General features: G+C 65.7%; 9 protein-coding genes and 1 pseudogene. 4 read left to right on the top strand and 6 right to left on the bottom strand.

The features are described 5' to 3' along the window. Positions 1 to 108: 108 nt before the first annotated feature. The 3 genes from ACIBK2_RS43895 to ACIBK2_RS43905 all read right to left on the bottom strand — a co-directional run bounded on the left by ACIBK2_RS43895 (position 109) and on the right by ACIBK2_RS43905 (position 2101). Positions 109 to 1158, bottom strand: coding sequence for a medium chain dehydrogenase/reductase family protein (locus ACIBK2_RS43895; RefSeq protein WP_396976896.1), 1050 nt, complete (start codon positions 1156 to 1158; stop codon positions 109 to 111). Between the two features lie 74 nt (positions 1159 to 1232). Continuing rightward, the gene (locus tag ACIBK2_RS43900) at positions 1233 to 1796 is read right to left on the bottom strand and encodes a TetR/AcrR family transcriptional regulator (RefSeq protein WP_396976898.1); all 564 of its coding nucleotides are present in this window, start codon (positions 1794 to 1796) and stop codon (positions 1233 to 1235) included. 110 nt (positions 1797 to 1906) lie between these two features. Continuing rightward, entirely contained in the window at positions 1907 to 2101 is a 195-nt protein-coding gene (locus ACIBK2_RS43905; RefSeq protein WP_379281691.1) for a hypothetical protein, read from the bottom strand. A 95-nt stretch (positions 2102 to 2196) separates the two neighbouring features. Here ACIBK2_RS43905 and ACIBK2_RS43910 point away from each other — a divergent pair, with 95 nt between their 5' ends. The 3 genes from ACIBK2_RS43910 to ACIBK2_RS43920 all read left to right on the top strand — a co-directional run bounded on the left by ACIBK2_RS43910 (position 2197) and on the right by ACIBK2_RS43920 (position 4116). Next, entirely contained in the window at positions 2197 to 2931 is a 735-nt protein-coding gene (locus tag ACIBK2_RS43910) for a molybdopterin-dependent oxidoreductase (RefSeq protein ID WP_396976899.1), read from the top strand. Then, positions 2915 to 3541: a cytochrome b/b6 domain-containing protein gene (locus ACIBK2_RS43915; protein ID WP_396976901.1), complete on the top strand. Its 627-nt coding sequence runs from the start codon at positions 2915 to 2917 to the stop codon at positions 3539 to 3541. Before ACIBK2_RS43910 ends, ACIBK2_RS43915 begins: the two co-directional genes overlap by 17 nt. Positions 3542 to 3666: 125 nt before the next feature. Continuing rightward, the gene (locus ACIBK2_RS43920) at positions 3667 to 4116 is read left to right on the top strand and encodes a hypothetical protein (protein ID WP_396976903.1); all 450 of its coding nucleotides are present in this window, start codon (positions 3667 to 3669) and stop codon (positions 4114 to 4116) included. Between the two features lie 30 nt (positions 4117 to 4146). Here the strand turns inward: ACIBK2_RS43920 and ACIBK2_RS43925 are convergent, their stop codons facing one another. Further along, a complete protein-coding gene (locus ACIBK2_RS43925) occupies positions 4147 to 5133 on the bottom strand; it encodes a monodechloroaminopyrrolnitrin synthase PrnB family protein (protein ID WP_396976905.1) in 987 nt (328 codons plus the stop codon). A 639-nt stretch (positions 5134 to 5772) separates the two neighbouring features. Between ACIBK2_RS43925 and ACIBK2_RS43930 the strand changes: the two genes are divergently transcribed. After that, positions 5773 to 7257: a cellulase family glycosylhydrolase gene (locus ACIBK2_RS43930; protein ID WP_396976907.1), complete on the top strand. Its 1485-nt coding sequence runs from the start codon at positions 5773 to 5775 to the stop codon at positions 7255 to 7257. Between the two features lie 74 nt (positions 7258 to 7331). Here the strand turns inward: ACIBK2_RS43930 and ACIBK2_RS43935 are convergent. Next, positions 7332 to 8255: pseudogene (locus tag ACIBK2_RS43935) on the bottom strand (fatty acid desaturase family protein); the annotation flags it as partial. Beyond that, a complete protein-coding gene (locus tag ACIBK2_RS43940) occupies positions 8200 to 9111 on the bottom strand; it encodes a pyridoxal-phosphate dependent enzyme (protein WP_396976909.1) in 912 nt (303 codons plus the stop codon). The pseudogene ACIBK2_RS43935 and the gene ACIBK2_RS43940, both read right to left, overlap by 56 nt. Positions 9112 to 9118: the final 7 nt, after the last annotated feature.

A 9118-nucleotide genomic window follows, 5' to 3' on the forward strand; every position in this document is an offset into this window, starting at 1 on the left:
GGCTCACAGAAACGGTGTTCGGCTGACGGAAGGGGGTGGGCGTGACCGTGCCGGGCGAGGTGAATCCTCGCCCGGCTTGGGGGCCGTGGGCTGTTGGTTGGTGAGGGTTCAGGGCTGGACGTCCGGGACGATCACGACTTTGCCGGTGACGGTGCCGGATTCGGCGAGGGCGAGGGCCTTGGCGGCCTGGCTCAGTGGGATTCGGGCGGCGACCTGGGGGCGGAGGGTGCCGTCGGCGGCTAGGGCGAGGACCTTGCCGAGGTCTTCGTTGAGGTGGTTGCGGAATCGGGTGAGGTTGCGCTTGCCTGCCCAGATGTTGTAGAAGTGCGCGTTTCGCTTGTTGGGGAGCGTGTTCCACAGGAGCAGTTGGCCGAACAGTTTCAGGACGGGCAGTCGGGAGTTGCCTTCGTCGTTCTTGGTCGAGGCGGTGCCGTAGGCGACCAGCGTGCCGTGGTCGGCGAGCAGGCCGAAGGAGTCGACGATGCCGGGGCCGCCGACGTGATCGAATACCGCGTCGACACCCTGCGGGGCCAGTGCCCGAACCTGTTGTGCCACATCGCCTCGGTAGTCGACGGGGCTCGCGCCCAGTGCCTCGACGATCGCCGCGTTCTTGGCCGAGGCGGTGCCGATCACCCGGATGCCTGCGGCCCGGGCCAGCTGGACGAGGGTCGAGCCGACGCCACCGTTCGCGCCGTGCACGACAATGGTCTGGCCGCGCTTGACCTTCGCGATCCGGTGCAGCATCTGCCACGCCGTAATCCCGTTCACCACAAAGGTTTCCGCCTCCGCCGGATCGAGCGTCGACGGCACCGGGATGAGGTCCGCGGCGTCCAGCACGATGTGGCTGCTCCAGCCGCCGACCTTGGTCAACGCGGCGACGCGGCGGCCGAGCAGCGCCTGATCGACCGACGAGCCGATCGCGGCGACCGTCCCGACGAGGTCGTAACCGGGCACGAAGGGAAACGCGGGCTGGTCGTAGTACTTTCCGCGACGCATCTGCTGCTCGGCGAACGAGACGCCGGAGGCTTCGACCTGAACCACGACCTGATCCGGGCCCAGCGGTGGCAGCTGACGCTCGGTGACCTGCAGACCTTCCGGTTCTACCAGGCCGGGCAGGACGATCTCGACTGCGGTGATGGGTTGCGTGGTGGTGCTCATGGGGACTCCTGGTGTGTGACTGGTCAATCACTATACGGGCTGAAAAAGCGCCCCGACGTCGGGGCTCGGTGGATCTAGTTGGGGTGGCGCATGCCGTCGGTGAGTACCGCGGCCCAGTCGCCATCCTGTCCGTCGAGTTCGAGGGTGACGATGAGATGGCAGAGCTGGCCGTAGGCGATGAAGCGTTGGACGGCGCTGTCTTCGGCGCCGGATCGTGTCTTGGCGAAGTTCGTCACTCGGGCGAGTCCGCGTCGCATCGCGTCCGCGATCTCCGGGATGTCCGAGGCCGACTGGGCGTGCACCTGCAGCATCAGCAGGCTCTTGTCCGCGATGAGTTGCGCGTAGGCGCCGCCCATCGCGTGCAGGATCTCGTCCGGGCTCGCACCGTCGGCGTGGGTGACGCCTGCCGAAAGTGCCTGCTCGACGAGTTCGAAGCACCGGTCGATCGCCGCGACGAACAAGGCGATCTTGCCGGGGAACAGCTTGAAGACGTAGGCGGGAGAGATGGTCGCCTTGGCGGCCACGTTGTTGATCGGCGTGCCGTGGTAGCCGGTGCGGGCGAACTCGGTGATCGCCGCATCGACAACCGCGTCCCGTCGAACCTCCGAGGTGGAGAGTGTTGCTCCGCGCTTTGCCATGTGAGTGACTGTACACTCACTCTCGAGAACTCGTCAAGTGCTGGCGGTCGAGTTCGTATTTCGAGCGGCCGAATATGCTGGTAGCGCAGGATTATTCGGCCGGAGACCGACTAGCGGGAAGCCCGTCCGCGCCAGCCCCACACGGCCAGCAGCACCCCGGCGATCAGCACGATCGGCCCGATGATCGACCAGGTGACGGTGTCGCTCATCGGACTGCCCGAGACCACACCGAAGCCCTGCAACGACCAGAGAAGTCCGGCGAGTCCGATGATGACGCCGAGCGCGACAAAGATGGGGCTGCGCATAAGGCTGCCTTTCGTTTCACCGCGTGACGGCGGTTTCCGATTCAACAGTAGCGCCGGTCGGCCCCTTGCCAGGGAAGTCGGTGGATAGTGGAGAGGTGCCCGTAGCCGAAAGTCCCGATCCGCAGCGCCTTGGTGCGCCGGTCGGAAGGCGCGTGGTGCTCGGGCTGCTCGCCGCCGGTGCCGCGGGCGTGCTCGGCGGCACGCATATTCAGAAGGGGCTGTCGGCGGTGCTCGGGCCGATCGGCAACCGCGATCCGACCGGGCTGGTCGGACTCTTCCCGCTGGGCAACACCTTTCGCTTCTACTCCGTCACCAGCAGTGTGCCCAAGCGCGACGCGAGCGACTACCGGCTCGACATCACCGGCTTGGTCGACGCACCGCGCAGCCACTCGTTCAGCGATTTGCAGGCGATGCCGCAACAGGAGCTGGTGCGCGACTTCCAATGCGTCACGGGTTGGCGGGTGCCGGAGGTGCGCTGGCGCGGTGTCCGGCTCTCCGATCTCCTCGACGACGCCGGCGTGACCAGTGCCGCGAAGGCAGTGCGGTTCACGTCGTTCGACGGCGCGTATTCCGAGAGCCTCACCCTCGAACAGGCCCGGCGTGCCGATGTGCTCGTCGCACTGGAGATGCTCGACGGCCCGGTCACGCACGATCATGGGGGACCGGTCCGGCTGTATGTGGCACCGATGTACGGCTACAAGAGCTGCAAGTGGCTCTCCGGAATCGAGCTGACCAAGGATGTCGTGCCCGGCTATTGGGAGCATCGGGGCTACTCGATCGACGGATGGGTCGGCCAATCGAACGGGCGTAACGATGACCCCCCCAGCTGACCCGACCGGGCGCGACCTGCACCGGTTCAGTCGCGCCGAGCGCTGGGTGCATTGGCTCACGGGTGTGCTCGTCCTGATCTGTATCGTCACCGCCGCGATCCTCTACAACGGCTCGCTCGCGGTGCTGGTCGGCAACCGCCATATCGTCGAAATCATCCATGTCTATTGTGGTTTCGCGCTACCGGTGCCGATCCTCCTCGGCCTGGCCTCGCGCGCCTATCGCGCCGACCTGTCGCGACTCAACCGTTTCACCCACTCCGACTGGCTGTGGTTTCGATTCAAGGGTCGCCGCCTATCCGGCGAAGACGTCGGCAAGTTCAATGCGGGCCAGAAACTCAACGCGGCCTTGAGCGCCGGATCGATCTTCGTACTGCTGGGCACCGGCGTGATCATGTTCTTCCCGGACTGGACCCGCCTGGCCTGGCGGACCGGCGCGACCCTGATGCACGACTGGTTCGCCCTTGCCTTCGGCATCCTCGTCGTCGGCCACCTCATGTACGCGCTGCGCGACGCAGAAGCCATGCGCGGCATGCTGACTGGGAAAGTCACGAAGACCTGGGCTGAGCAGGAGCACGTGCGGTGGGCGGAAGAGCACGACGCCGTCGAATAGGCACCACGCAGGGTAACGACAAACTGCACAAACCCGGCTCGGCAATCTCGGTTTGTCAATTGTCGGCCCGTATAATTTGCTGATGAGTAGCGGCAATCTTCGGATCTGTCGAAGACGCTAGCTGGATGACGTACCCCACTACCGGTAGGGAGACCATCATCATGAACGTCCGTCTCGCCCGACTCGGTTGCTCGGCTTCGATAGCCGCCGCGATCGCCCTGCCCGTGTTGGCACCCCACGCGGCCGCGGATGTCGAATATGTATCTGTCGACTTCGGCGGGGTCCGCGGCCCCGCCGTCGGGTGCCCATACCGGGTGATCGTGGTACTCACGACTCCGGTGGCGGACACGGCGGTGACGATCACCGTCAACGGGATTCCGCTGGCAGGCTCGGTCGAATTTTATCCAGACGACAACCGCGTCTACGCGACTTGGACCCCAACGGATTACGGCTGGCAGGCCATCGAGGCCGTGCAGACCCGGCCGGGTCAGCGCGAATCTCGCGCGGACACCACCGTTTTCGTCCGAGGAAATGGCGTGAGCACGGGCAGCTCTTGCTTGGCCTGGCCGCTGTGATCGGCTGAACTCGTTGCCGCCTGCGGGAATTCAGGATCGGGTGCCGGTGCGGCGGGAGCGGGCGTATCGGGCGCGTTCGCGGGTGAGGGTGAGGATGTGGTCGAGGAGTCCGGGGCTGACTCCCGCGGTCGCGGTCGAGTATAGGGATGTGTCGGTGTAGGCGCCGCCTGCCAGGAGGCTGTGTTTGGTGCGAAAAGTTACCAGCGCGTTCATGATTCGGATCACACCGTCCATGGCGTCGGCCACCCGGGTCGCGGGTGGGCCGGTGGGGCGTTCGAACTCGCGCGCGAGCCGGGTGACCAGGGATGAGGCACCCGCGGTGTACTCGAACAATCGGCGCCATTGGGGTAGGCCGTATTTCACGAGATCATGGTGGAAGTACTTCAGGTCGGCGTCGGCGTGGTCGGAGGACCACACGAGGCGGTCGATCAAGTAGAGGGGGACGTGCATGGGTGCGGGCCCGTAGAACTGGCGGTCGGCGACGACCACGTCGGTCATGAACGGTCCCAGCCGGGCGGCGTAGAACTTGACCGGGTCGACATTGCGGTAGACGTCGTTCATCACCTCCGGCAGGGTTTCCAGTTGATCCGCTGCCGCGTGGCAGATTTCGCCGAACGCGGTGTCGCTCGGACGCAGTTCGGCCAATCCCGCGAGCGTCGGCGCGATTTCGTCGATCAGTAGGGTGCTGACGCGCGCGGCGTCGATCAGCACGCTCTCCTGCCGGTCGCCGAGGAACATCCGCTGACGTTTGCCCGGCGGGTTCCAGACGCTGTAGTGCAGCACGGTATCGCGCGGCACCATGTCCACCGAGAGCCCCCAGGCCAGCAGCGCGTCGGTGGCCTCGGGCACGGCTTCGAGCGGCTCGACGCCGTGGCGCTGCAGCGACGAGAGAAACATGCCTGCATCGCGCATTGCCGCGAGCCGGTCGGGAACCCGCAGTAGATCTACCTCACGGGCCCGCCAGATCAATTGTCGAAAAGACTTGGCGAGTTCGCGCACGTCGGCGGCGGCATTCATGGCGGGCAAGTTCGCCAACAATGCGTCGGCGGACAGCGGATCCCGGCGCGCAACCTGGTGGCATGACGATTCATCCAGTCGTATCGAGCGGACTCCGCTACTGCCTGGAGCGACGTGTGCAGACGGTCGAGACCGCTTTCGAAGGGCTGGCATCAGGTCCTGTCTTTGCTCTGCGAGTCGACATACCTCGCAGGTGGTCGTGCTGGATGCCGTCACCATCGTGCGGTCCGAAGCGATTGTGTTGCAAGGCAAACAAACATCCTATGAGTTGTCAATTCGGAATTGGGCAAATGTTTGGTAAATCTCATCGATGGAAACCGTTGATAGGCTGTGTATCACCGGTATTCACCTCATGTTCGCCGTGATTTCGGTCTGCGGACCGCGCGGGTTTTCCAGGCGCAGCACGTAATGTATTGAGCCAGTCGAATTGGACCAGTGACCAATTCGCATCGTTTGTGAACTGGTCGTGGAGCCGTGCTCGGTGCGGCAGTTTCGGTGCGAGCTCGGCTGCCGGTCATTCGCCGCAGCGTCGTCCCCAGACGACTGGGGAAGTTGCTGCGGCTAGGGTCGGCCGAACTGGACGTGTGACCATTAATTCTGCTGTCGGTCACGCGAGCGGAGATGCCAATGCGCAGTGTCATGAGAAAGACGATGGCCGGGGTGCGGGTGCGCGGGCGCCGATGGGCGGTGGGAGCCGCGGTAGCGGTGATCGGGTGCGCGGGGCTGGTTGCACTCCCTGGCCCGGCGCTATCCGCACCAGCCGGGGCTTCGGTCAGCCGGATTCAAGCCGAGGGGAACTATCTCGTCGACGCGCTCGGGCGCAAGGTGCTGCTGCACGGCGTCAACAACGTCGACAAGCAAGCGCCGTACATCGAACCCGGCGACGGCTTCACACTGACCGACGCGGACGCGACTCTGCTTGCCGGACACGGCTTCAACACCGTCCGGCTCGGGGTGAGTTTCGACGGACTGATGCCGACGCGCGGCGTCGTCGACACCGCCTACCTCGACCGCATCGACACGGTGATCGATACGCTTGCGGCACACGGCATCTACACCCTGCTCGACAACCATCAGGACGGATTGTCGAAGATATGGGGCGGCAACGGCTTTCCGGAATGGTCCCTGCGATCGCGACCGGCGGCCTGGGAACCGAATCCCGGTTTCCCGCTGTACTACCTGATGCCCAGCATGAACCGTGGCTGGGATGCGGTGTGGGACAACAGCAATGGTGTGCTCGACTATCTCGGAACGGCGCTGGCGGCCCTGGCCGCCAAGGCGAACGGACGCGCCGGGGTGCTCGGCATCGAGCTGATGAACGAGCCGTGGCCCGGATCGGCATTCCACACTTGCTTCCCGAACGGTTGTCCCGGCTTCGACACCAAATATCAAGCGGCCATGCAGAAACTGACCGACGCGGTGCGCGCCCGCAACACCGGCATCCCGGTCTTCTGGGAACCGAATGTGACCTGGAACGAGACCATGCCGTCGAACCTCGGCAAGAACCCGCCGATCACCTCACCCGACATCGTCTTCGCCCCACACGACTACTGCATCCCTAGTCAACTCGCGATCTACCTCGGCCTGCCCGAACAACTGCGCGGGCTGTGCCCGGTGCAGCAGGAAAAGACCTGGGGCAACATCGACGCCTTCACCAAGCGAACCGGAATTCCCACACTGGTAACGGAATTCGGTGATGGCGACGCCACCGTGCTGCGCAACACCCTCACGCGCGCCGACGAGCGATTCATCGGCTGGCAGTACTGGCACTACGCGTCCAGCTTCGGCCCGGGCGGGCCTGAACCCGACCCGTTCCTCGGCGATATCGGCCGCGACCTGGTGCGAACCTACCCCCGAGCGACCGCGGGGACCCCGGGCCGACTCGTCTTCGATTCCGCCACCGGCGATTTCGCCTACACCTACACGCCGAAATCCCTCTCCGCGCCGACTGAAATCTACGTCTCCGATCTGCACTACCCGAACGGCTACGAGGTCCGCGTCGACGGCGGCACCGTCACCTCGGCTCCCGGGGCCCGGGTAGTCACCGTGGAAGGCAACGGGTCCGCCGCTGTGACCGTGCGGATCAACCGACCCGGCTCGGCGGGGGCCAAGGTCGGTTCGTAGTCGGGATCGACCGGCCCCCGGGCGGACCGAATCGCCTGCCACAGCGTGCGGTAGAAGTCGAGGTAAGTGCGCTCGACGTGGAGTGCACGTTGCCGGACCTCGTCGTGGCGCGCGGGTAATTGGTTGAGCGGCACCGACATTGCGGCATGGTGTTCGATGTGCAGGTTGTTGCCGTTGGTGAACCAAGTGCTCAGGCGGCTGCCGCGAATCGAACGGGTGTTGCGGAGGACATCGGTGGTGTCAGGGTCACAGAGGATGTGCTCGGGTAGTTCGACCAAGAAGTGCATCGGGACCGCGAACAGCAAGGGCAGCAACCAGAGTCGGAGAACGAGTTCGTACTGCCCGGCCACAGCGACGATTACGGCACCGAGTATCAACGCGCCGAGGATCAGGTGTTCGGTGATGGCCCGGCGGCGCATCGTGGCGCTGATGTCACCGTGTTCGTACTGCCAGCGTCCGGTCGCCGCGCGCAGCACGTCCCGGACGACGACCACCAGCCGCGCGTAATCGAACATGCCGCGCAGCAGCAGACCGACGGTCAGCGGCTTACGGGTGTCGAAGCCGAAGAACTCGGTGTCGCTTGGCGTTCCGAGATAACGATGGTGCTGCAAGTGACGCACACGGTAGTTGGTGTACACGACGAACAGCGGCATGCCCAGCGGTACTCCGACCAGCCGGTGCGGCCCCGCCGTCCGAAAAGCGGAGTGGTGCAGCGCCTGATGCTGCAACTCGACGGCATGGGTATACATGGCCGCCAACAGCAGCACCCCGACGATCAGCGCGACCGGTTCCGGCCGCAGCGCGAGCACGACGCCGAGCGCGGTGAGTACCGCGAGCAAGGCCAGTTTGGCGAGGAAGACGCGCTCGTCGGCGACGGTGGTCCGGGCACGGGCGAACAGCACGCCAGGAGCAGGGTGGGTCATGAGATCTTCTCGACTCGGGTCAGCGGCCGCTGAGCAGGACGACGTGGGTTCCGGTGAGGGGGGTATTTCGGGCATGACCGAGCAGCCCGGCAAGCGCGACCGCGCCGGAGGGCGTGGGCTGGGCACCGTGCTCGGCCAGCAGATCCCGAGCGGCCAGCAGTTCGGCGTCGTCGGCTCCGAACACCGCGCCGCCGGTCTCGGCCACCGCCGCCATCGCCTCGGGGCCTTGCAGCGCATGCCAATTGACCAGTGGCTGATTGTGATCGGTGGTGACGACGCCGTCCGCGGGCAGCATCTGATATTCACCCGGCCAGCTGGTCACCACCGGATTGTTGGCGGCCGAACCGACGCCGTTGATCGGCACCGACCAGCCGATGGCGCGCAGCTGCCGGTGCACCGCGATGATGGTGGTGCCGTTGCCGACCGGAATCCACAGCGCGGCGGGCGGTTCGGTGAGCGCGGCGTTCAGTGCGTGCACGACGACGCCGTGGCCTTCGAACACCGCGTCCACGTACGGTCCGTCGACGTTGCCGTCGATCGAGCCCGCTTCCTTTGCGAGCAGCCGGGATTCGTCGACGGCGTCCTCATAGGTGCCGGGGACCAGGTGCACGTCGGCGCCAGCTTCTCGCATGAACGCGCCGCCGTCGCTCCACCCGGTGGGCAGCACGACGGTGCAGGCGAGGTCGGCCGCGGCACACGCCATGGCCATGGCCCGGCCGTAGTTGCCGCACGTCGCGATGACGACCCGGCGGTAGCCCTCGGCCAGCGCGCGGGCGACCACCGCGCGGGCGGCCGGTTCCTTGTGACTGCCTGAGGCGTAACGGGTTTCGTCCTTGATCAGGATCCGAGTTCCTGGCACGAGCGCACCGGCATCGATGAGTGGCGTGGCATACGCGTCGGTCGGCGCGGTGGTCAGGGGTGAGGCGGGCACGGTCGGC

The sequence above is a fragment of the Nocardia sp. NPDC050175 genome, from assembly GCF_044459885.1.
In the GTDB taxonomy this organism is placed as follows: domain Bacteria; phylum Actinomycetota; class Actinomycetes; order Mycobacteriales; family Mycobacteriaceae; genus Nocardia.

Coding starts and splice junctions, on each gene's coding strand:
- ACIBK2_RS43895 (WP_396976896.1), bottom strand. CDS start 1,158: ATGAGCACCACCACGCAACCCATCACCGCAGTCGAGATCGTCCTGCCC.
- ACIBK2_RS43900 (WP_396976898.1), bottom strand. CDS start 1,796: ATGGCAAAGCGCGGAGCAACACTCTCCACCTCGGAGGTTCGACGGGAC.
- ACIBK2_RS43905 (WP_379281691.1), bottom strand. CDS start 2,101: ATGCGCAGCCCCATCTTTGTCGCGCTCGGCGTCATCATCGGACTCGCC.
- ACIBK2_RS43915 (WP_396976901.1), top strand. CDS start 2,915: ATGACCCCCCCAGCTGACCCGACCGGGCGCGACCTGCACCGGTTCAGT.
- ACIBK2_RS43920 (WP_396976903.1), top strand. CDS start 3,667: ATGACGTACCCCACTACCGGTAGGGAGACCATCATCATGAACGTCCGT.
- ACIBK2_RS43925 (WP_396976905.1), bottom strand. CDS start 5,133: ATGAATGCCGCCGCCGACGTGCGCGAACTCGCCAAGTCTTTTCGACAA.
- ACIBK2_RS43930 (WP_396976907.1), top strand. CDS start 5,773: ATGAGAAAGACGATGGCCGGGGTGCGGGTGCGCGGGCGCCGATGGGCG.